The organism is SAR202 cluster bacterium (assembly GCA_016872355.1).
Lineage (GTDB): Bacteria > Chloroflexota > Dehalococcoidia > Lucifugimonadales > VGZY01 > VGZY01.
Window position 1 is genome coordinate 1 of the sequence record VGZY01000056.1, and the last position, 19,283, is coordinate 19,283.

A 19,283-nucleotide genomic window follows, 5' to 3' on the forward strand; every position below is an offset into this window, starting at 1 on the left:
ACAGGAGCGGCTGGACGGGCGCATCGTGGTCATGCACAAGGGGCGTGAGCTGGCCAGCACGGTTGCTCCCCTGAGACCCGCAGTCCTGCGAGCAAGGCGAAGAAAAGCTCAGGCGGGCAAGCGAGGAGAGGGGCGTGCTGGAGACGGACCCGTCTCCAGCACGCCCAGCTCCACGCCCAAGGATCGAAAGCCGGCTCCAGATCACCCTTGGAGATCGAGACTGATTCAACCAAAACCAGTCGTACTGACAAAATCCCTGAGCAGTAAGACTGACAAAGTCATTGAGCATTGACATCAGGCGGGGGCGAGGAAGGGCCTACCAGATGCACTCAACGAGGCCGGAGGAGCGGATGATGGGGTCTCGGGTGATAAGCTTTGCATCGAGCGAAAGGGCGGTTGCCACAATAATTCTGTCATGGAGCTCAAGCTGAGCAAGGTCACCCATTCTTCGAAGGACACCCATGCTCAAGGGAGCAAATTCGAAGTTTGTCTCGTTTTCAACTCTGCGTATCAGCCTGTACGGGTCGATCCTCGTCTTGCCCTTTTCAAAAACGACTATAAACTCCGCCAATACAATCGTTGGGACAATTCCAGTCGCTTCACCATTGTCAATACTGTGAAGGATAGACTTTGGAGAACCCGGCAGTTTCCTGCTCTCTTCCAAGTACCAGATCAACGTATGGGTATCGATAACGACCTTAAGACCCGGATTCATACTTTTCAATCCCACCACTAAGTGAGCGTTTCGCGATCTCTATCTCCTCGTCGGAAACATCGACCCCTTTGAGAATCCCCATCAAACTCTTGCGGCTTTTCTTACGCTCCCCGATCAGTTGTTTCAAGTCGTCGAGTTCCCGCTGAATTTTCTCAATCTGGCGAACGATCAGGACATCCGTGTCCATTGCGAACCTCCGCTAAAACCGCTCCCTGCTTCCCGACATTATAACTCAGACGCCGTCCTCACCCCTCCAGCACCTTCACCCTGTCACCCAGGTGGCGGCCGAGAGCGGCGAGGTAGCCGTCGATTGTGTTGCTTTGCTTGATGACGAACCGCGCGATAAACCGGAAGTACGGGTTGTAGATCTCTCCGTGCTCCGTGATTGTGAGCGCCGTCACCTCTCCGTACGGCTCGATGTCGTAGGTCCAGCTCCCGCCGAAGGATATCTGCCGGTCCGCGATCTTGCGGACGATGCGGCGGCCGGGAACGAGGTCGATGGTCTGGTAGGTGAGCGCCTGGCCGCGGCGGTCGGTCTCGCGCCACATCTCGCACCCGTTCACGTCCCGCAGGCGCTCCACCTTGCGGAGGTCGCGCCTCCACGCAAGCTGCCCCCTGAAGTCCGTTATCGCCGCCCAAACGTCCTCCGGCGGGCGGTTGACAATGGCCCGACGCACGATGCGGTGCTCAACAGCCATCCAGCCGCCCATAAAACCGATCAGCAGCACGATGGTGGTAAAGAGGCTGAACCCGACCAAGAACCAGTAGATCACATCAATCTCCTGAGGCCTTTGAGCGCAGAGAGCGCAGAGTTCAAGACAAAGGATGAATTATGAAGTATGAGTGATGAAGGTCCGATCCGAAGGCCATTGATCCCACTTCATAATTCATACTTCATCCTTCATAATTCTCTAGTCAATTCCCCACACCTTCGACGCGCGCTTCGGGAAGAGGATGTTGAGGAGCAATCGCGACTCGTCCGAGCTCATGATGCAGTCCGGGAAGGCGTATTCAAGGTCCTCCACCGAGCGAAAGCCGAACAGCACCTGCACGAAGGTGTGCTCCGGGAAGAGCGCGTCCCGCTTGCGGGGCCACATGCGGCTGTCGAGCTACTCCGGCGTCCACGGCGAGAGGTCCTTGACCTTGCCCTGCTGGAACGCGAGCTTCACCCCATTACCCACAAAGCTGATGTGCAGATCGCCCGTGTAGCCTGCCAGCACGGACCGCTCCAGGCGGCGCTCCAGCACCGGCCTTATATGGCCCAGGAACGCCGGCACATCCGCCACCCTCATGTACCACGCATAGGGCTTGTGCACCTGCGGCAGGCGCCACTTGTACAGATCGTACACGGGGTGGTCAGTCCCCAGCGTGAAGCCGATGGCGCCGGTGGACTCGCGCTTGTCGCGGGCCGCGTACTCCTCGGCCGTCCTGCTCAGGTAGCGCATGACGCTCGGGGTAACGTCCTGCCACTGCACGCCCTCGTCGAGCTCGTACACGAGCGCGGACGCCGCTGGCCACCACAGCGTAGGCGCGTGCACGAGTATCCCGACCGGCCCTCCGCCCGCCGCCTCTATGACACAGTACTTCAGGTAGCGAGCCGACTTCTCGTGCCTGTGGAAAAGGTCGAAGCGCCACATATCCGGAGTGCGCTTCGCCGAGACCAGGTATCGTCCCATGCCACGGTCGTAGACGCGCACCAGGAACGGGATATCAGCCTCCGCGGCGGGCCGCACGACGTACGGCTCCTTCTCCTCAGCCTTGATGCCGGGGACGTGCCACTTTGAGCCGGAGCGCCCGCCGTAGTGCTCCAGCGCCAGGTCGTAGCCGAACTGCCGGTAGTACCACGGGATGCCGGTGATCGCCTGCACCTGCTCCCCCCGCTCGCGGCTCCACTGGTGGACGGCGTCCATCTGCGCACGCACCAGGCCCCGGCGGCGGTAGTCCGGGTGCGTGCCGACGAGCTCGATGCGACCGACAGTGAACTCGATCTCCTCGTACCGCCACGTCTGGGAGATCAGATTGAGCGTGGACGCGATTGCGCCCGTTTTCGTGTCTACGACAAGGGTAAAATCCTCGGGGCCAAAGCCGGGCATGCGGCCGGACATAAGGTCGCGGGTCCAGTGCGCGAGCAGCTCGTCAGGCCGGTCCTTGCCAGTGTGGACGAAGCGGTTGAACTCGGCGAGGGCGTCCGCATCCGAAGGCGCAGCGCGGCGCATCACCAGCCCGTTGCCGAGGTCCCGAAGCACAACGCCCGCCTGCGTGTGGTCGCTCATGCCTTCGCCCCCAGGCGCATCCTGGACACGATCACCGGTGGTATCCCCCTGTAGTTTTCCCACGCCATCGGCGACCGGTCAGATACCCGGTCATCAAACGCGGGCTCGTACATGCCGTCCAGCACGAAGCCCGCGCGGAAGCATGCATTGAATATAACGCTCAGCGGGCGCTCGAAGTACAGCGTCGGCTCGGGCTGCGAGCGGACCGACAGTCCCTTCGCGACGATCGTGTCCAGGTATCCGGTCACCTTGACAGCCCTGGTTAGCACGATCTCCCCATCCCGCTCCTGCTGCTCGACGACCTTCAGGGCCTGCGTAGAGTTAAAGCTCGGGTGCATCTGCGAGAAGACGAACCGTCCGCCGGGCTTCAACAGCTTCGCCAGTGAGGTTACCAGCGGCGTGATATCCGCGATGTCCATGAACGCCATCGTGCACACCGCGGCGTCGAACCGGCCCGCGACGAAGGCCAGGAGTTCGGCGGCGTTTGTGGCGTCCGCAACGTGGTACTCGATGCGCTTTGCATCCTCGCCCGTCGTGCGCCTTTTCGCAATCTCGATGAGCTTCGAGGAGAAGTCGAACGCGACAACCTGCGCGCCCTTCTCGGCCATGATGCGGGCGAAATGGCCGTTGCCGCAGGCCGCGTCCAACACCGCCTCGCCCGGCCTGAGGCCGAGCAGCGCCTCCTGCGCGGGGTTGATGAGGTACCTCTGGAAGTTGTTTCCCTCGCCCACGGTGCTGTCCCACGCCTCAGCATTGGCATCCCAGGCGCGGCGCGACTCTTCGGTAAGCTCCCGAACGTTGATGGATTGCATGGACAGGAGTGCTCACTTTCTCTAAGGGTACGCGGCATATCGTAGGGGCGCACTGCTGTGCGCCCGTCTTGGTAACAGCGACCGCAATCGTAGGCAGGAAAGCGGGCGCACATCGGTGCGCCCCCACGAAGAATAACCCCACCTCGCATCGCGTCCTTCACGTCCTCGAATTATACCGCCACCAGATTGACGCCTGCTATCGCTCCTCATAGAATTGCGACGTGTTGGGCGGCTTGAATAGACTGGCCTGGTGGCCCTGTTCCTGTAGCCCGCGCGATTCATCGCGCCTGCGCTGCTTACAGTAACCATCGGTGAGCCTGACAGGCGCGATGAATCGCGCGACTACAAAGCTATCGGGAACATTAGTTCTGGTGATAAACTAAGTCTTATGAACGAACGACTCGTATCCGGCAAAGTACATACCGAAGATACAACCGACACCAGCCTCCGCCCACGGACGCTGGATGACTACGTTGGCCAGGATGCCATCAAGGGCAACCTCAAGATTGCCATCACCGCCGCGCGCCAGCGCAATGAGCCCCTTGACCACGTCCTCATGTACGGCCCGCCGGGGCTGGGCAAGACCACCCTCGCTAACATCGTCGCCACCGAGATGGGCGTGCGCATCAAGACCACCTCCGGGCCCGCCATCGAGCGCGCCGGCGATATGGTCTCCATCCTTACGCAGCTCAAAGAGCACGACATCCTGTTCGTGGACGAGATCCACCGCCTCAGCCGCGTCGTGGAAGAGGTGCTCTACCCCGCGATGGAGGACTACTTCGTCTCCTGGGTGATCGACAAGGGGCTGAAGGCGCGCAGCATGAACCTGAGCATCAAGCCCTTTACGCTCATCGGCGCCACCACCCGCTACGGCATGATGAGCGCGCCCCTGCGCGACCGTTTCGGCTCTATCTACCGCCTGGAGTTCTACGACGATAAGGCGATGCACCGCATCGTCACCCGCTCCGCCCGAATCCTGGGCATCGAGGCCGACCCCGAGGGCATCGACGAAATCGCACGCCGCGCCCGTGGCACCCCGCGCGTCGCCAACCGCCTGCTCCGCCGCGTCCGCGACTTCGCGCAGGTGAAGGCAGGCAACGTCATCACCCTTGCGGTCGCGAAGGAGGCGCTCGCGCTCCTTGAGGTGGACGACCTGGGGCTGGACCGCATCGACCATAAGGTGCTCGGCGCGATCATCGAGAAGTTCAACGGCGGGCCGGTCGGCATCGACACCATCGCGGCGTCGATCAGCGAAGAGGCGGACACGATAGAGGACGTCTACGAGCCGTACCTCCTGCAGCTCGGCTTCCTCGACCGCACCAAGCGCGGCCGTGTGGCCACGAAGCGGGCCTACGAGCACCTGGGCCGCCCGGTGCCCAAGAACCACCCCGGCAGCGAGCAGGCGAGCATGTTTTAGGGGGGCTTATTCATGGCAAAGAGCGCAGAAGTTAACGCCTGGTTCGCAGCGTTCGAGCACCCCCTCAAGGACGCCATGCTCCTGGCGCGCGAGGTCATCCTCGCCGCCGACCCGCGCATTGAAGAGTGCATCAAGTGGAAGACGCCCACATTCACCTTCAAGGGAAACCTGGCGAGCTTCAACCCCCGCAGCAAGTCGCACGTCAGCCTCCTCTTCCACACGGGCGCCCACATCCCCGGAAGCCACCCCCGGCTGGAGGGCGGCGCAGACACCGCCCGCTACATGAAGTTCGCGGACGCAGCGGACGTGAAGGCGCAGAAGGCGGACCTTGAGCGAGTGGTCAGGGCGTGGTGCGACTGGAAGGCGGGGTAGCCTTTCGCATGTGCCGCACCTCCCACCCACGCCCCTCCAGCGCCGCGCCGATTAGCAGCGCGCGGTGGCACTTCGCCGGGTCCTCCTCCGCGCACATGATCGCCGTGACGGACTCGCCGGGGATGCGCTCCAGCTCGGCCAGGCCCTGTCTGAACCACGGGCGTGCGGCGATCTCTTCGTAGCTGGGGCTGCCAGAGACGTCGTAACAGGCCGGGTCGGCCGGTCCGCCGCCGAGCGTGTCCCCCATGTAGACGTACCGCTTGCCGATGGATTCGAGAAGCCCTGGCAGACGCGTCTTGTTGGCAAAAAGTGCAAATCGGCTGACAGAATGTGCCCGCACGTCCACAAGGGTCCGGATGCCGTGCCGTAGCAGCAGCGGGGTAAAGGTGTCCCACGTGTGGTTGCTGTGGCCGATTGTGTAGATGGCTTTGGGCATGGCACAACCTGTTAAGGTGTTCCTTCCGGATATGGTAGGATTTTACTTGGTATGCCGGTTGAGGAGTACAGGAGGAGCGTATGGTGCAAACATATGAAGCCATAATAGATTCGGAAGGCAACATACGCCTGCTGGAGTCTGTTAATTTGCCTATTTCTAGACGCGCCCTGGTGGTTGTTCTTGAAGAAGAGCCGAGTATCCAGGTAAGCGAAACCGCCTTGTTGAGCGAAAAGACCCTGGCAGAGGACTGGAACCGGCCAGAGGAAGACCAAGCTTGGGCGCACCTGCAGCAGGGGAAGTTGTCCTAGTTCCCTTCCCATTCTCCGACCTGTCGCAGTCCAAGCTTCGGCCAGCAGTAGTGATGGCTAATGCCGGTCGTGGCGACCTGATTCTTTGTCAGATCACCAGCAACCCATACGGCGATTCCACCGCGATTACGCTTCTTGACCAGGATTTTGAATCGGGCAAACTCCAAGTCGTCAGTTACGCGCGACCGGGAAAGTTATTCACTGCCTGCAGCACGCTGATAGTCGCCGCCGTCGGGAAACTTCGACGCCCGGTGGCGTCACGAATAACACACGCGACTGTAAAGTTACTGACCGAAGCTCTCCCCTCCAAATAGCTTCCCCCCGCCCTTCACCCTTCACCCCTGTCCCCGTACCCTACACGCCCTTTTTCGACGCCTCCAGCGCGGCGTAGTTCATGTGGTACAGGTGCTCATAGAGCCCGTTGAGCTGCATGAGCTGGTCGTGTGTGCCCTGCTCCTCGATGTGGCCGCGGTTGAGGACGACGATCTTGTCCGCGCCGCGTATGGTTGAGAGGCGGTGTGCGATCACGATGGCCGTTCGGCCGTGCAGCAGGCACTGGAGCGCCCTCTGGATGAGCATCTCGGTGAAGCTGTCTATGTTCGCGGTGGCCTCGTCCAGTATCAGGACGCGCGGGTCTGCGACGATCGCTCGGGCGAAGCTGATGAGCTGCCGCTGGCCCACGCTAAGGTTGGAGCCGCGCTCCTCCAGGTGGGTGTCGTAACCGTCCTCCAGCTTCATAATAAACTCGTGCGCGCCTACGGCCTTCGCCGCCTCAACCATCTGCTCCTCGGTCGCCCCCTCGTGGTTGTACTTGATGTTCTCGCGCACCGTCCCGGAGAACAGGAACGGCTCCTGCAGCACGAGCGCCGTTTGCCGCGCCAACGACCGGCGGGTGACGTCGCGGATGTCGTGGCCGTCCACCAGGATCGCCCCCTGCCCGCGCGGCACGTCGTAGAAGCGCGAGACGAGCGATATCATCGTCGTCTTGCCCGCGCCGGTGGGGCCGACGATCGCGACCGTCTCGCCGGGCTTCACGTGGAGACTGAGGTCGTTGATGACAGTTTGCCCGGGCAGGTAGCCGAACGTCACGTTCTTGAATTCGACCTCGCCCCTGATCGACGGCAGGTCCTCCGCGCCGGGCGCGTCCACCAGGTCCGGCACGGTGTCGAGCGTCTCAAAGATGCGCGCGCCGGAGGCCATCGCCTTCTGGAGCTGCGTGTACTGCATCGTCAGGCTGCGGATGGGGTCGAAGAAGCGCTGGATGTACATGACGAAAGCGACGAGCGCGCCAATCTCGAGCGCGTCGCCCGTGACCTGGCGCGCGCCGAAGTAGAGCACCAGGCCAACGGATACTGCCGTGAGCACGTCCACGATCGGCAGCAGGCCGGCGGAGAGGCGGCTGGCTTCCAGCGTGGCGTCCAGGTTCTCCTTGTTCTTCCCGTCGAAGACCTTGAGGTTTCGCTCCTGCCGGTTCATGCTCTGCACAACGCGCACGCCGGTGATGTTCTCGTTCAGCGCGCCGTTCACTATGGCAATGGACGTGCGGGCGCGGATGAACGACTTCCGCGCAAACGGCTGCCACAGGTACATCACCGCGAGCAGGACGGGCAGCACCACCATAGCGAGGAGCCCCAGCTTCCAGTTGAGGAGCATCATGGCGGCGATGATGAAGACCAGGCTCATCAGGTCGCCCAGGGTGACGACGACGATACCGAGGAACTCCTGGAGCTACCCCACGTCGCCCTGGACGCGGGACATCAGGCGGCCGACCTCTATCTTGTTGAAGAAGTTTAGGGAAAGCCTTTGTAGGTGGCGGAACATCGCGCCGCGCAGGCCGAAGAGCACACCCTGCCCCGCCTTGGCGATGCTGATCTCCATTGCAAAGTTGGAGAGCCAGTTGATGACGGCGTTTCCGAAGAAGGCGGCGATTATCAACGTCAGGCCGGCCTTGTCGTTGTGCTGGATGTAGCCGTCGATCGCCAGCTTGATGATCCATGGAACGGCAACGTTCGTCGCCGCGAAGACGAGCATCGCGCCGAGGGCGACTGCCATGAACATCTTGTAAGGCGCAACGTAAGGAATGAGGCGCGTGACCACGCGGTGGTCGTAGGCCGACCCAAAGACCTCTTCTTCCGTCATCCCTGCGCTTTTGGCGGCGCTGCCGGCGATGTTGTTCATGCCTTGGCCCTCCCCTTCCGGGCCGCGTCAGGCACGTCGAACTCCCTCATCTTCTCTTCCTGCGGCCTGAGCTGCAGGTCGTAGATATCGCGGTACAGGCCGCCCAGCCTTATGAGCTCCTGGTGCGTCCCGCGCTCCACTATCTCGCCGGCCTTGAGCACGAGAAGCTGGTGCGCGCGGTGGACTGTGCTTAACCTGTGGGCGATGACGAATGTCGTCCGTCCGTGCATCACCGCCTCCATGGCAGCGCGTATCTGCTCCTCAGTATGAGCGTCCACGCTGGAGGTGGAGTCGTCAAGAATCAGGACCGGCGGGTCCAGGAGCACCGCGCGGGCGATGGACAGGCGCTGGCGCTGGCCGCCGGAAAGGCTGACGCCCCGCTCTCCGATGACCGTCTCGTAGCCCTTGGGAAGCGTCTCGATGTATTCGTGTAGCTGCGCCACCCTCGCGGCGTTAACAACCTCCTCCATCGTCGCCTCGCCGCGGCCGTACGCAATGTTCTCGCGCATGGAGGTGTTGAACAGGAATACGTCCTTCTGCACCACGCCGATGTTGCGGCGTAGCGATTTCAGCGTTACGTCGCGAATGCTCTGGCCATCTATGGAGATGCGGCCGGAATTGACGTCATAAAAGCGCGGCAAAAGGTTCACAACGGATGTCTTGCCCGATCCGGGCGCGCCTAGCAGCGCCGTTATGCGGCCCGGAGGCGCATCTATGTTGATCTTCTTGAGCACCTGCGGGCCGTTGCCGTAGCTGCAATCCACGTCCTCGAACCGCACGTGGCCCTTCGACCGCGGCACTACGACGGCGTTGGGCTTTCCCTTCACGGGCGACTCGGTATCCAGGATATCGAAGAGCCGTTCGCCGGCAGAAACGGCGCGGGCGAAGTTGCTGACCACCATGCCGAGTTGGCGGACCGGCATGGACATGATCTGCAGGTAGAAGAGCGCCTGCGCCAGCTGGCCCGGCGTCAGGCTGCCTTCGATCACGCGCATGCCGCCGTACCACAGCACAAGGCCGACGACGGTGGTGTACGAGAGCACAAGGACCGTGCCGTTGGCGGCCTGGTACCAGGAGGTCGTCACCATCTCTTTCGCCACGCTGTCGCTCTTTATCTCGAACTTCTTCTCCTCGTAGTCGTCGGACGCGAACGCCTTGACGACCTTCTGGCCGGAGAAGTTCTCCTGCAGGACGGTGTTGAGCTCGGCCATCTTCTTCTGCGCCCGCAGCCATGCGGCGCGCTGCTTTGTGCGCGTCCAGATGGACAGGATAGGCACCACCGGCAGGAAGCTGATGCTCACGAGACCCAGGCGCAAGTCCATCCGGATCATGACAAACGAAACGGAGATGAAGATCAGGATGTAGTACGGCACGCGCACCAGCGCCATGTTTACGAACAGTCGGATCGCCTCCATGTCCACGATGGCGCGGGACATAAGGTTGCCGGTATGCTGCTTGTCGTGAAAAGCAAAGCTGAGGTGCTGGACGTGGTCGTAAAACTTGTTACGGATGTCGTAGACAGTGACCTGCCCCATAGCTTCGCCTAGGTATGTCTGCCCGTAAGCAAAGAGGCCCCGCGCCAGGCCGGCGCCGAGGATGAGAAGCGATATTGTAAGGATGGTCGTATTTGAAACGACGCCGCCGTCCAGCATCGCAGCCACCTTGTCGATGGCCTCGCCGAACAGGCGCGGGAGGATGAGGTGGAACGCCGTGGTGCCGATAAGGCACAGGTACGATAGCGCCATCATCCACTTGTGGCGCACCGTGAACTGGAGTATTCGGAGTAGTATCTTCATTACGTGCCGGGAACGCTGCCCGGTGGGCCCTCAGAATGGCTTGGCAGGCTTCGTCTCACCATGGGGAACGCGGAGCCGCAAAAGTCAATCATACTCCCGCGCGGCCTCTTTTCAAGGCTGAGGCTAATATTTTGCGTCATGCGAAGGGAGCGTCCAAACAGGCGGGGATGCGGGCGGAAAAAGACAGCGGCCCCGCCGGGCGGGGCCGCTGTGCGAAGTGCAGTCCTGGTCAGTACCGGGAGCGCGTGGGCTCGTTCATCAGGAATGGCCAAGCGGGCGGGCTGTCGTTCTCGAGCGCCGCAAGGATGGCGCGGTAGCGGACTTCGCACTTCCACATCTGGGCGATGATGCGCCGTCGCTCCCACTCACCGTAGGACAGGCGGGCGTCGTGGTAGTTGATCCGCCCCTCGCTCTCCACGTAAGTCGCCAGCTCATACGCGGCGGAGTTGCGCGCTCGAATGTACGGCATTTCCGTATGATTGGCGGGAATGTTGATCCCGACGATCACGGCCGATTCGCTAAGGTGGAAGACCATAATTACCGCAGCCTGCTCGGCATCGTCCATGCGGCCCCTGTCGATGAGCTGCGTCATCTCGCTGGACCTGGTGCGGGCCAGGTCAACGTGCGCCTTGGCCTTCTCCACGTCTGACTTGGGCATCCGCATGGAGATATCTTCTCTGGTGGTCTTGACCCAGTACAGGGGGTCTCCGGGCAGGCTGTTGGCCGCCGCGACATTTGCGCCGAAGGCCGTGCCGGTGACCATGACGGCCGCGATAAGGCCGGCGGCGGCGAAGCGCGGTACGCGCGGTGCGCGGGCGGCGAGCCATGCGAAGCGACTCTTCTTGCGGACCCGGCGCTCAGCAGCGGAAGCGTTCAGCCGCGCCAGCCCCCGCGCCTTCGCGTCAGTCCGGTAACGTACGGAAGCGGCCGCGCGCATTGTCCCGCCGGCAACCGTCAGAAGGGGCTCCAGCTCCTCCGCGCACTCAGGGTAAAGGGCAAGGCACTGCGCAACCGAGTGGCCCTGGGCCATTCTGGCAAGGCAGTCCTGGAGGATATCTTCAATTCTGGGTGCGTTCGCTCGGCTATTCGTCATCTACTCATCGGCTCCACTGCGGGACCGCGCCTATATCGTCGGCTGAGGACTCGCTTCTGGTTACTCCCAGCAATGATCTAAGTTTTTTGATTGCGGCGTGCTGCAGCGCCTTGACCGCGTTTTCGTTCTTGCCCAGCGCCTCTGCCGTTTCCATCACTGAGAGGCCCGCCGCAAACCGGAGCGTAATGACCTCCTGCTGCAGCTTCGTCAGGCCGCCCATAGCATCCGCCACTTCCTGGATGGACAGCTTGAAGTCCAGGTTGCTGTCCATATCGGTTGAAATTGCGCCCACCATCCCCGTGACATTGTCCAGAGAGGTGGTCTTCTGGCGGCCCTTCTTTCGATAATGGTCGATTATGAGGTTATGGGCGATCCGGAACAGCCACGACGAGAAGGGGTAACCCTGCCATTTGAAGGAGTCTATCGACTCCAGCATTCGCAGGAATACCTCCTCTGTGAGGTCTTCGGCTTCTACATTGTCGCCGGTCTTGAAGAGGATGTACCTGAAAATCTTGCCGTAGAAGGCTTCGTAAAGGCCCGCGAACGCGGTTGAATCGCCCTTCTGCGCCTTCCTTACCAGCTCCTCGACAGTCTCCGGCGTGAAAGCATCGGCGCGATCCTGCATGATCGCCATCCTCCGGCCGCGCGGCGGCCCACACCTAAAGAACTAGCACCCGATGCTCGTATTATATAACGCGACGAATGCCTAGAGGGTAGCATTGTGTGGGAACGCGGCATCATCCGCACGGACGGCGGCGGAAGCCTGTGCTAAAATCGGGGGTATGCCCCACTCTCCGCCACAAAATATCCCCCGGGTGATGCCCTTTGCCCTGAGGCCACTGGAGGCCAGGGACATCCACCACTGCGCCTTGATTGAGCGCGAGGCGTTCCCGACCCTGTTTCCTCCCACCTCTTTCTCCCGCGAAATGGAGAACAGGCTGGCGAGCTACTTCGTTGCGTTCTCACTGGGTGGGAGCGCTTCAAAGACCGCCGCGCGCCGTCAGGGGGAGGGGCTAGTCGGCACTCTCTTCCGCTCGGCCCGCAGCGCTATCGGCCGCCGGGATGAGCCGCCCATAACCGACACAGGGGAGTACCTTGTCGGATTCCTTGGTATCTGGCACATGGTGGACGAGGCGCATGTCGTCTCCGTGGGCGTGCGTAACGATTTCCGTGGCCGGGGCATCGGCGAGCTTCTGCTCATCGGCGGGATTGAGCACTCCATCCAGCGCGGCTCCGAAGTGGTGACGCTTGAGGTGAGGAAGTCCAACGTCGTCGCAATCAACCTGTACCAGAAGTACGGCTTCAAGGAGAGGGGCGTGCGCAAGGCCTACTACGCGGACAACCGCGAGGACGCGCTGATCCTGACTACGGACTGCATCCGGACGGCAGCTTACCGGGAGAGCTTTGACAAGGCGGTAAAGGAGCACGAGCAGAGTTGGGGCCGCTCGGAGCGGCGCATCGCGGGCGGTGGTTAGAGGTCTTCCGGCTTGAACGGGGATAGAGACTCATCTTCGGCGGCCATCTCCTCAGCCTCCAGCGAACCCCTGGCCCAATCGATGAGCGCCTTTTCTTCTGCCAGCACGTCCTTCACTCGTATTCTCATCCCGCGAATGCAAGGTCGCCCCCCGCATTGCTTTGGGTTGACCGTAATTCTATTCATTAGAGTGGCCATGAAGCCCTACCGTCAAACCTACCTGGACACCATTTTACCTGAACAGCGTCGACGGGCGCTCGATGGCCTGCTGGAGGCGGCGCATGAAGGTGGCCGCGACAGCGCCGTCTACGACCTGGTGGTCGACGGTCAGGCTCAGCGTCATCATTTCGCGCACGACCACCTCGCCCTTGTGCACCGCCGGCTTGCCCACGGAGCGGCCGACGCCGAGTATCGCGCTCTGGCCGGCGTTGAGCACCGGCGTGAAGCCGTCCACTATTCCCAGCACGCTGATTGTGAACGTCCCGCCCTTCACATCGTCCGGCGTCAGCTTGCCCTCTTTCGCGCGCGTCACCAGCTTCTCGGCCTCGTCCGCGATCTGCAGTATCGCCTTCTTTTCGACGTTGCGCAGCACAGGCACGATCAGCCCGTTTTCGAGCGCGACGGCGATGCCTATGTTGACGGCGTCGAAGTAGGCGATCTGGCCGTCGGCGATCACCGTGTTCAGCTCGGGCGCTTTGGGCAGGGTCTCCGCGCACGCCTTCATCAGCACCTGCGCGAGTGTGACCGTCTTGCCCGCCGTCTGCGAGAACTCGCGGCGCATCTTCTGCGCCTCGGTGACGTCGACCTCCAGGAAGAATGAGAGCTGCGCGGTGGTCGAGAGGCTGGAGCGCATACGGTCGGCGATGCCTTTGCGCATGCCCTGTATGGGCACGACCTTCGACGGCGCAGGGAGCCCCGCGGGCAGCCTGCCGCCGGTTGCCGGCGCGGCGGGCGCAGCAGGAGCAGGCGGCGCCGCGGCCTTCGCCTGGGCCGCCCTGTCCACGTGCGCCTGCACGTCGGCCTCGGTCACCCGGCCGCGCGGGCCGGTGGCCGCGACCTGCGCGATGCTGACGCCGAGCTTCGCGGCCAGCTTGCGCGCCCCGGGGGTGGAGAGGATGGTCGACTCCTCCGCCTCGCCGGACGGCGGCGGCGTGGTCATCGCCGCGTCCGGGGCCAGTGGGCTTGCACCGGCGGCCTCGTAAGCTTCGTGCAAAGCGCCGGGCGGCTTCTCGCCCTCCGCGAGGAGGTATCCGACAACCTCGTCCACGCCGGCCTTGCCGCCTTCGGTGGTAACGATGTGGAGGATGCCGTCTTCAGCCGCCTCCAGGTCATAGCTGAGCTTCTCGGACTCGATCTCCGCGATGGGCTCGCCCTGTTTCACGGTCGCGCCGGAAGGCTTGGCCCACTTTGTGATGGTGCCCTCCGTCATGAAATCGCCCAGCCGGGGCATTACGATTGGGGTGGCCATTGGGGGACCTCCGTCGCGGAGTGAATGAATCTAGGTGACCGACCAAGTTCGACTAACTATGCACAGTTGACGCTATGTCGAAACGAGCACGAATTGCGACCAGTAGCGCTTTGGCATCGCTCTCTTCCAGATCTATGCCAAAGCGCTGCGTCTTTCCGTTGTACTCAAAGGCAATCGATCCGCCAACCAGCCCCATTCGTGCAAAGGAGTAGCTGAGACTCATCGAGGATACACCAAAATTCGAGGCCCTGAGATCTATTATCCCTGAGATCGCAAAGGACCTACTTGGCCCTTTACCGAATATGGACCGTTTTATCACGAGAGCGCGGTCTCGCAGTTGTATCACCTCTCTCCCGACAACTAGCCAGGTCAAGCAGAAAGCGAACCAGGCCCCCGCGATAGCCATGGCACCATACCAGATGAACGCTGTCAGTCCGCTCGGGGTAGTCAGCCCAGACGTAGCCGTCATCACCGCGATGCACAAGTAAATCCCGATGGCCGCAATACACCTCAGGAAGGCACCGGTTCTCTTGGGTGATGAAATGTGTATTTCGGTGCCCGTAATATTGATCCGCTTCCCAATACGTTCCATACGACCAGGCCTGCTTCTATCATAATCGCCCCCTATAGTACCGAGACCAAAAGGGTCCCGGCGACTGCCGGGACCCCACCATTCCCATCTTCCTGCTCGCTGCTACTCCAGCACTTCCTTCGCGGCCTGGATTACCTTGTCCTTGTTGGGCATGTAAACCGCCTCCAGCGGGCGGCTGTACGGCACCGGCGTGTGCGGCGGCGTGACGCGCTTCGGCGGCGCGTCCAGGAAGTCGAAGGCCTGCTCCGCTATCAGCGCGGATATGTCCGTCGCGACGCTGCAGCGGGGGTAGTCCTCGTCCACTATCACCACCTTGCGCGTCTTCTTAACCGATTGCAGTATCGCCTCCTCGTCCATCGGCGAGACCGAAAGGAGGTCGAGGACCTCGACGGAGTAGCCTTCCGCCTCCAGCGCCTGCGCGGCCTGGAGGTTGAGGTACGTGGTGTAGCCAATGCCGATGAGCGTCACGTCTTTGCCCTTGCGCACGATGTTCGCCTTGCCGATGGGGACGGTGTAGGCCTCTTCCGGCACGTGCTGCTCCCACTTGAAGCCGAGAAGCTGGCGGTTGTTGAAGACCATCACGGGATCGTCGTCGCGGATCGCCGAGATCAGCAGCCCCTTCGCGGTGTACGGGTCGGAAGGCACGACGACCTTGAGCCCGGGAAAGTGCGTGAACACGGAGTAGATCGTCTCGGAGTGCTGCGCGGCGGAGTTGGTGCCCGCGCCCATGGAGGTGAGGATGGTCAGTGGGATCTTGAACTTGCCGCCGAACATGTAGTGCATCTTCGCGGCGTTGTTGAATATTTGGTCCGCGCATACGCCGAAGAAGCTAACGTACATGAGCTCCACCACCGGCCGCAGCCCGGTCGCCGCCGCGCCGATACCTGCCCCTATGAATCCCGCCTCAGAAATCGGGGTGTCGCGCACGCGCTCCACGCCGAACTCGCCGATGAGCCCCTTCGTCAGGCGCATCGCGCCGCCCCAGGCGTCCTTGATGCCCTGCGCTTCCCTGCCCGCCCCGCCGGCGACGTCCTCACCCATTACGATGACGGTCGGGTCGCGCCGCATCTCGAGCTTGAGCGCCTCGTTAACGGCCTGGATGAAGGATATCTGGCGGGTCGCCTGTGTTTGGACCATGGGGTTGACTCCTGTTGGGTGGACGTGACCTTACGAAACTGAAGACGGGACGCCTCGACTTGGCATGGGTGGCGCCGGCACTCAGGGCGGGCTTCGGACCATCCCATAACCCCTTCCTGCCTTCGGCGGAATGGTAAAAGAAAAAGAAACGGGGCTTCGCCCCGCACCCCACTGAGGGCTGTCGCCCGCAGACTCCCATCCGAGCCTTCGGCTCGGCCTCAGAACCCCTTCCCTCTCAGGGAAGGGGCAGGGGTTAGGTGGCTGTTGGGCCCTTTCTTGCCTCTACCTTGACGGGAGACCCCGATGCATCGGGGCGATGCCTCATCGGGACGGGTGAGGGTGACGGCTGTTCGTCCGTACCCCGTACCATAACTTCCCCTACCTGTACTTCACGTATACGTCCTCCAGGAGGGCCTCCGGAGGAGGGAACGGGCTTTCGTTTGCGAACTTCGTCGCCTCTGCTACGTCGTCGAGCGCCTTCTGGTCGATGGCGGCCAGGTCCGCGTCGGACGCGTAGCCATTGGTCAGCAGGTACTGCCGGTGGCGGGCGAGGCAGTCCTTCGCCTTGAACTCGGCCTCCTCATCCTGGAGCCTGTAGGCAAGCGGATTGTCTGCGCCGAAGTGGCCCATGTACCGGTAGGTCTGCGCCTCTATCAGCGTGGGACCCTTTCCGGAGCGGGCGCGCTCGACCGCCTGCGCGCCTACCTCATACATTTCGAGGACGTTCTGTCCGTCGCAGACGATACCGGGAATGTCGTACGCCGCGGCGCGGTTGGCGACCGATGCTCCGGCGACGGCGTATTCAAACGGGGTCGCCTGGGCATAGCGGTTGTTCTCGCAGACGAACAGGACGCCCAGCTTCCAGATCGCCGCCAGGTTGATGGCCTCGTGGAAAGTGCCCTGGTTGGATGCGCCGTCGCCGAAGTAGACGACCGCCACCTGGTCCGTACCTCGCACGCGGGCGCTCAGGGCCGCGCCGACGGCGACGGGGATGTTGGAGCCGACGACGCCGTTCGCGCCGAGCATCCCCTTGGTGACGTCCGCTATGTGCATCGTACCGCCCTTGCCCTTGTTGGTGCCGGTGGCCTTACCCAGGAGCTCGGCCATCATCTGCTTGAGGTCGACGCCCTTAGCAATGCAGTGGTGGTGGCTGCGGTGCGTGCCCAGAACGAAGTCGTCGTCGCGCAGGTGGACGGATATGCCCGTCGGTACCGCCTCCTGCCCTATGGAGGAGTGCATTCCGCGCAGCTTGCCGGCGTCGGCCTCGCGCCGCGACTGCTCCTCGAACCTGCGGATGGTGACCATAGTGTCGTACATCCACAGAAGCGTCTTCTTGTCCAGAGACGTGCGTGTCGTAGCCAAGTCCATCCCTCCTGCCGGGGGTGCGGTTGCGTGCATTATAGCAGTGATGAATCTATAATGCCGCTAACTACAAGCACGGCGGCGCAAACGTGAAGCTCATTATCAAGGCGGACAGGATAATCGACGGCCTGGGCAAAAAGCCCATCGAAAAGGCGGCGGTGCTGGTGGAGAACGGGCGCATCAAGGCCGTGGACACGCAGGCAAAGCTCTCTGCGGCGAGCGAAGGCGCTGAGGTCATCAACGCGGCGGGCGGCAGCATAGTGCCCGGCTTCATCGAGGCGCACTCGCACATGCACTGCGCCTCCGGCGCGGACGCGTACGACGTGCTCATGAGCGACGACCACGACACCCTGATCATGCGCTCGGCCAAGGCGGTGCGCGCGGCACTGCTCTCCGGCGTCACGACGATGCGCGACCTGGGGAGCAAGAACGAGGTGGCCCTGCCCATCAAGCGCGCCGTGCAGAAGGGCGTCATGCCGGGACCGCGCCTGCTCGTCGCAGGCACCCCCCTGACGACGACCGCCGGCCACTGCTGGATGTTCGGCACGATTGCCGACACAAAGGAAGAGCTGGTGACCGCGGTCCGGCGGCAGGTGATGCTCGGCGCGGACTGCATCAAGATCATGTCCACCGGCGGCAACTTCACCCCGCGCAGCAACACCAGGCGCGCGCAGTACTCCGCAGAAACGCTTGCCGCGGCGGTGCAAGACGCCGAGCGCCTGGGAGTGCGAGTCTCCGCCCACTGCCACGGCGCGGAGGGTGTGCGTAACTGCGTGGAGGCGGGAGTCCACAACCTCATCCACTGTACATGGCTCTCCGCCGACCCGTCGAAGACGTACGATTACGATGTGCGCGTGGTGGACACAATGGCGAAGAAGGGGCTGTACGTCGATCCCACGATCGCCCTCGGCCCCCGGCGGCAGGAGGTTGACCCGGACGCCGACGTCTTCAAGCACGGCGGCGGCTTCGCGGACATGGACCGCCGGCACGAGATACTGCGGGACATGTGGGACCGCGGCGTGAAGTTCGTCACCGGGCTGGATGCGGGCATGCACATGGGCGACTTCGGCACGCACGCGTACGTTCCGCAGTTCATGGTGGAGAAGATGGGCATATCGCCCATGGACGCCATCGTCAGCAACACGCGCACGACCGCGGAGTGCCTGGGAGTGCTCGGCGAGACCGGCACGCTGCAGCCCGGCAAGTCCGCGGACATTGTCGTCGTGGACGGCGACCCGAGCAAAGACATCACGATGCTGCACCGCGTCTCCACGGTCGTCGGTCAGGGCAGGCTGGTCAAGCGCGAGGGCAAGGCGCTGGTGTGAAGGGGGCGCGCGAGAAAACCGGCATCCGTGGTCCACGCGGCTTCTGGAGGAGTTCGACGACGATGGAAAACTCTCCGCAAGACTCAAACAACTCGTCCCTCAGTGGCGAGGTTAGGATCGACGGTTATACAATCCAGGAGCTGATAGTGAACACCAGGCGGGCCAAGGAAGAGTGGCGTGAGCGACAGAGAGCGCTGCCATTCGAGGAGAAGCTCCGTATCCTGGAAGGCATGATCTGAGACTCGCGGGTCCATCTCAGGAAGCTCGTTAAATAGGACCGCCTCCAGGGCCCGATTTCACTTGACAATCTGTCAAGGGGCAGTGAATCTGTCAGTGTTTAGGGTGCAGTGATTTTGTCAGTACGGTTCGTCTCCATGGGTGGTCTGCAGCCGGCTTACGGGCGGTGGACTTAGCCGGATAGGGACTGAGTCCTCTCGCCCGAGGTTTCGGTTGAATTCCGGTGGGAGACTCCTGCGCTTCGGGTTTTGGCTGCTCACCGAGTGAAGATTGGGGATGAGAAAGGTC

General features: G+C 62.4%; 22 protein-coding genes. 6 read left to right on the forward strand and 16 right to left on the reverse strand.

The genetic code is table 11. From position 1 onward, the window contains the following. Positions 1-316 precede the first annotated feature (316 nt). The 6 genes from FJ319_11085 to FJ319_11110 form a co-directional block, all read right to left on the reverse strand. On the reverse strand, positions 317-715 hold the full coding sequence (locus tag FJ319_11085; protein MBM3934823.1) for a type II toxin-antitoxin system VapC family toxin: 399 nt from the start codon (positions 713-715) through the stop codon (positions 317-319). Next, positions 699-902 carry a hypothetical protein gene (locus FJ319_11090; GenBank protein ID MBM3934824.1) on the reverse strand — a complete coding sequence of 68 codons (204 nt, stop codon included), beginning with the start codon at positions 900-902 and terminating at the stop codon, positions 699-701. The genes FJ319_11085 and FJ319_11090 overlap by 17 nt, the downstream gene beginning before the upstream one ends. A gap of 58 nt (positions 903-960) precedes the next feature. Then, positions 961-1,488 carry a hypothetical protein gene (locus FJ319_11095; protein MBM3934825.1) on the reverse strand — a complete coding sequence of 176 codons (528 nt, stop codon included), beginning with the start codon at positions 1,486-1,488 and terminating at the stop codon, positions 961-963. A gap of 138 nt (positions 1,489-1,626) precedes the next feature. Further along, on the reverse strand, positions 1,627-1,812 hold the full coding sequence (locus tag FJ319_11100; protein ID MBM3934826.1) for a hypothetical protein: 186 nt from the start codon (positions 1,810-1,812) through the stop codon (positions 1,627-1,629). A gap of 12 nt (positions 1,813-1,824) precedes the next feature. Continuing rightward, positions 1,825-2,988 (reverse strand): GNAT family N-acetyltransferase, encoded by a 1,164-nt coding sequence (locus tag FJ319_11105; GenBank protein MBM3934827.1) that lies wholly within the window; start codon positions 2,986-2,988, stop codon positions 1,825-1,827. Then, positions 2,985-3,800, reverse strand: a complete 816-nt coding sequence (locus tag FJ319_11110) for a class I SAM-dependent methyltransferase (GenBank protein MBM3934828.1) — start codon at positions 3,798-3,800, stop codon at positions 2,985-2,987. Before FJ319_11110 ends, FJ319_11105 begins: the two co-directional genes overlap by 4 nt. Before the next feature lie 388 nt (positions 3,801-4,188). Between FJ319_11110 and ruvB the strand changes: the two genes are divergently transcribed. Beyond that, positions 4,189-5,217, forward strand: a complete 1,029-nt coding sequence (gene ruvB / locus FJ319_11115) for a Holliday junction branch migration DNA helicase RuvB (GenBank protein ID MBM3934829.1) — start codon at positions 4,189-4,191, stop codon at positions 5,215-5,217. A gap of 12 nt (positions 5,218-5,229) precedes the next feature. Further along, positions 5,230-5,589, forward strand: a complete 360-nt coding sequence (locus tag FJ319_11120; protein MBM3934830.1) for a DUF1801 domain-containing protein — start codon at positions 5,230-5,232, stop codon at positions 5,587-5,589. Here FJ319_11120 and FJ319_11125 read toward each other — a convergent pair. Further along, the gene (locus FJ319_11125) at positions 5,558-6,025 is read right to left on the reverse strand and encodes a DUF488 domain-containing protein (protein MBM3934831.1); all 468 of its coding nucleotides are present in this window, start codon (positions 6,023-6,025) and stop codon (positions 5,558-5,560) included. The two genes, FJ319_11120 and FJ319_11125, sit on opposite strands and share 32 nt — an antisense overlap. A gap of 80 nt (positions 6,026-6,105) precedes the next feature. Here FJ319_11125 and FJ319_11130 point away from each other — a divergent pair, with 80 nt between their 5' ends. Continuing rightward, a complete protein-coding gene (locus FJ319_11130; protein ID MBM3934832.1) occupies positions 6,106-6,333 on the forward strand; it encodes a hypothetical protein in 228 nt (75 codons plus the stop codon). Then, positions 6,300-6,647, forward strand: coding sequence for a type II toxin-antitoxin system PemK/MazF family toxin (locus FJ319_11135; GenBank protein MBM3934833.1), 348 nt, complete (start codon positions 6,300-6,302; stop codon positions 6,645-6,647). The genes FJ319_11130 and FJ319_11135 overlap by 34 nt, the downstream gene beginning before the upstream one ends. 40 nt (positions 6,648-6,687) lie before the next feature. Here the strand turns inward: FJ319_11135 and FJ319_11140 are convergent, their stop codons facing one another. The 5 genes from FJ319_11140 to FJ319_11160 all read right to left on the reverse strand — a co-directional run bounded on the left by FJ319_11140 (position 6,688) and on the right by FJ319_11160 (position 12,034). After that, positions 6,688-8,016 carry an ABC transporter ATP-binding protein gene (locus tag FJ319_11140; protein MBM3934834.1) on the reverse strand — a complete coding sequence of 443 codons (1,329 nt, stop codon included), beginning with the start codon at positions 8,014-8,016 and terminating at the stop codon, positions 6,688-6,690. 45 nt (positions 8,017-8,061) lie between these two features. Next, positions 8,062-8,511 (reverse strand): ABC transporter ATP-binding protein, encoded by a 450-nt coding sequence (locus tag FJ319_11145; GenBank protein ID MBM3934835.1) that lies wholly within the window; start codon positions 8,509-8,511, stop codon positions 8,062-8,064. Beyond that, positions 8,508-10,307, reverse strand: coding sequence for an ABC transporter ATP-binding protein (locus FJ319_11150; GenBank protein MBM3934836.1), 1,800 nt, complete (start codon positions 10,305-10,307; stop codon positions 8,508-8,510). The genes FJ319_11145 and FJ319_11150 overlap by 4 nt, the downstream gene beginning before the upstream one ends. 229 nt (positions 10,308-10,536) lie before the next feature. Next, positions 10,537-11,400, reverse strand: coding sequence for a hypothetical protein (locus tag FJ319_11155; GenBank protein ID MBM3934837.1), 864 nt, complete (start codon positions 11,398-11,400; stop codon positions 10,537-10,539). A 4-nt stretch (positions 11,401-11,404) separates the two neighbouring features. Further along, positions 11,405-12,034: a sigma-70 family RNA polymerase sigma factor gene (locus FJ319_11160; GenBank protein ID MBM3934838.1), complete on the reverse strand. Its 630-nt coding sequence runs from the start codon at positions 12,032-12,034 to the stop codon at positions 11,405-11,407. Positions 12,035-12,182: 148 nt separating this feature from the next. Here FJ319_11160 and rimI point away from each other — a divergent pair, with 148 nt between their 5' ends. Then, a complete protein-coding gene (gene rimI, locus FJ319_11165) occupies positions 12,183-12,875 on the forward strand; it encodes a ribosomal-protein-alanine N-acetyltransferase (GenBank protein MBM3934839.1) in 693 nt (230 codons plus the stop codon). Here rimI and FJ319_11170 read toward each other — a convergent pair. The 4 genes from FJ319_11170 to FJ319_11185 form a co-directional block, all read right to left on the reverse strand. Next, positions 12,872-13,072, reverse strand: coding sequence for a DUF433 domain-containing protein (locus FJ319_11170; protein ID MBM3934840.1), 201 nt, complete (start codon positions 13,070-13,072; stop codon positions 12,872-12,874). The genes rimI and FJ319_11170 overlap by 4 nt on opposite strands. Positions 13,073-13,106: 34 nt before the next feature. Next, positions 13,107-14,342, reverse strand: coding sequence for a 2-oxo acid dehydrogenase subunit E2 (locus tag FJ319_11175; protein ID MBM3934841.1), 1,236 nt, complete (start codon positions 14,340-14,342; stop codon positions 13,107-13,109). A gap of 694 nt (positions 14,343-15,036) precedes the next feature. Continuing rightward, positions 15,037-16,071 carry an alpha-ketoacid dehydrogenase subunit beta gene (locus FJ319_11180; GenBank protein ID MBM3934842.1) on the reverse strand — a complete coding sequence of 345 codons (1,035 nt, stop codon included), beginning with the start codon at positions 16,069-16,071 and terminating at the stop codon, positions 15,037-15,039. A gap of 378 nt (positions 16,072-16,449) precedes the next feature. Next, on the reverse strand, positions 16,450-17,439 hold the full coding sequence (locus FJ319_11185) for a thiamine pyrophosphate-dependent dehydrogenase E1 component subunit alpha (protein MBM3934843.1): 990 nt from the start codon (positions 17,437-17,439) through the stop codon (positions 16,450-16,452). 83 nt (positions 17,440-17,522) lie between these two features. Between FJ319_11185 and FJ319_11190 the strand changes: the two genes are divergently transcribed. Beyond that, positions 17,523-18,758 (forward strand): amidohydrolase family protein, encoded by a 1,236-nt coding sequence (locus FJ319_11190; protein MBM3934844.1) that lies wholly within the window; start codon positions 17,523-17,525, stop codon positions 18,756-18,758. The last annotated feature ends 525 nt before the right edge of the window (positions 18,759-19,283 follow it).

Coding starts and splice junctions, on each gene's coding strand:
- FJ319_11140 (MBM3934834.1), bottom strand. CDS start 8,016: ATGAGCCTGGTCTTCATCATCGCCGCCATGATGCTCCTCAACTGGAAG.
- FJ319_11130 (MBM3934832.1), top strand. CDS start 6,106: ATGGTGCAAACATATGAAGCCATAATAGATTCGGAAGGCAACATACGC.
- FJ319_11100 (MBM3934826.1), bottom strand. CDS start 1,812: ATGTGGCCCCGCAAGCGGGACGCGCTCTTCCCGGAGCACACCTTCGTG.
- FJ319_11145 (MBM3934835.1), bottom strand. CDS start 8,511: ATGAACAACATCGCCGGCAGCGCCGCCAAAAGCGCAGGGATGACGGAA.
- FJ319_11155 (MBM3934837.1), bottom strand. CDS start 11,400: ATGACGAATAGCCGAGCGAACGCACCCAGAATTGAAGATATCCTCCAG.
- FJ319_11110 (MBM3934828.1), bottom strand. CDS start 3,800: ATGCAATCCATCAACGTTCGGGAGCTTACCGAAGAGTCGCGCCGCGCC.
- FJ319_11105 (MBM3934827.1), bottom strand. CDS start 2,988: ATGAGCGACCACACGCAGGCGGGCGTTGTGCTTCGGGACCTCGGCAAC.
- FJ319_11085 (MBM3934823.1), bottom strand. CDS start 715: ATGAATCCGGGTCTTAAGGTCGTTATCGATACCCATACGTTGATCTGG.
- rimI (MBM3934839.1), top strand. CDS start 12,183: ATGCCCCACTCTCCGCCACAAAATATCCCCCGGGTGATGCCCTTTGCC.
- FJ319_11090 (MBM3934824.1), bottom strand. CDS start 902: ATGGACACGGATGTCCTGATCGTTCGCCAGATTGAGAAAATTCAGCGG.
- FJ319_11160 (MBM3934838.1), bottom strand. CDS start 12,034: ATGGCGATCATGCAGGATCGCGCCGATGCTTTCACGCCGGAGACTGTC.
- FJ319_11125 (MBM3934831.1), bottom strand. CDS start 6,025: ATGCCCAAAGCCATCTACACAATCGGCCACAGCAACCACACGTGGGAC.
- FJ319_11180 (MBM3934842.1), bottom strand. CDS start 16,071: ATGGTCCAAACACAGGCGACCCGCCAGATATCCTTCATCCAGGCCGTT.
- FJ319_11170 (MBM3934840.1), bottom strand. CDS start 13,072: ATGGCCACTCTAATGAATAGAATTACGGTCAACCCAAAGCAATGCGGG.
- FJ319_11120 (MBM3934830.1), top strand. CDS start 5,230: ATGGCAAAGAGCGCAGAAGTTAACGCCTGGTTCGCAGCGTTCGAGCAC.
- FJ319_11185 (MBM3934843.1), bottom strand. CDS start 17,439: ATGGACTTGGCTACGACACGCACGTCTCTGGACAAGAAGACGCTTCTG.
- FJ319_11150 (MBM3934836.1), bottom strand. CDS start 10,307: ATGAAGATACTACTCCGAATACTCCAGTTCACGGTGCGCCACAAGTGG.
- ruvB (MBM3934829.1), top strand. CDS start 4,189: ATGAACGAACGACTCGTATCCGGCAAAGTACATACCGAAGATACAACC.
- FJ319_11175 (MBM3934841.1), bottom strand. CDS start 14,342: ATGGCCACCCCAATCGTAATGCCCCGGCTGGGCGATTTCATGACGGAG.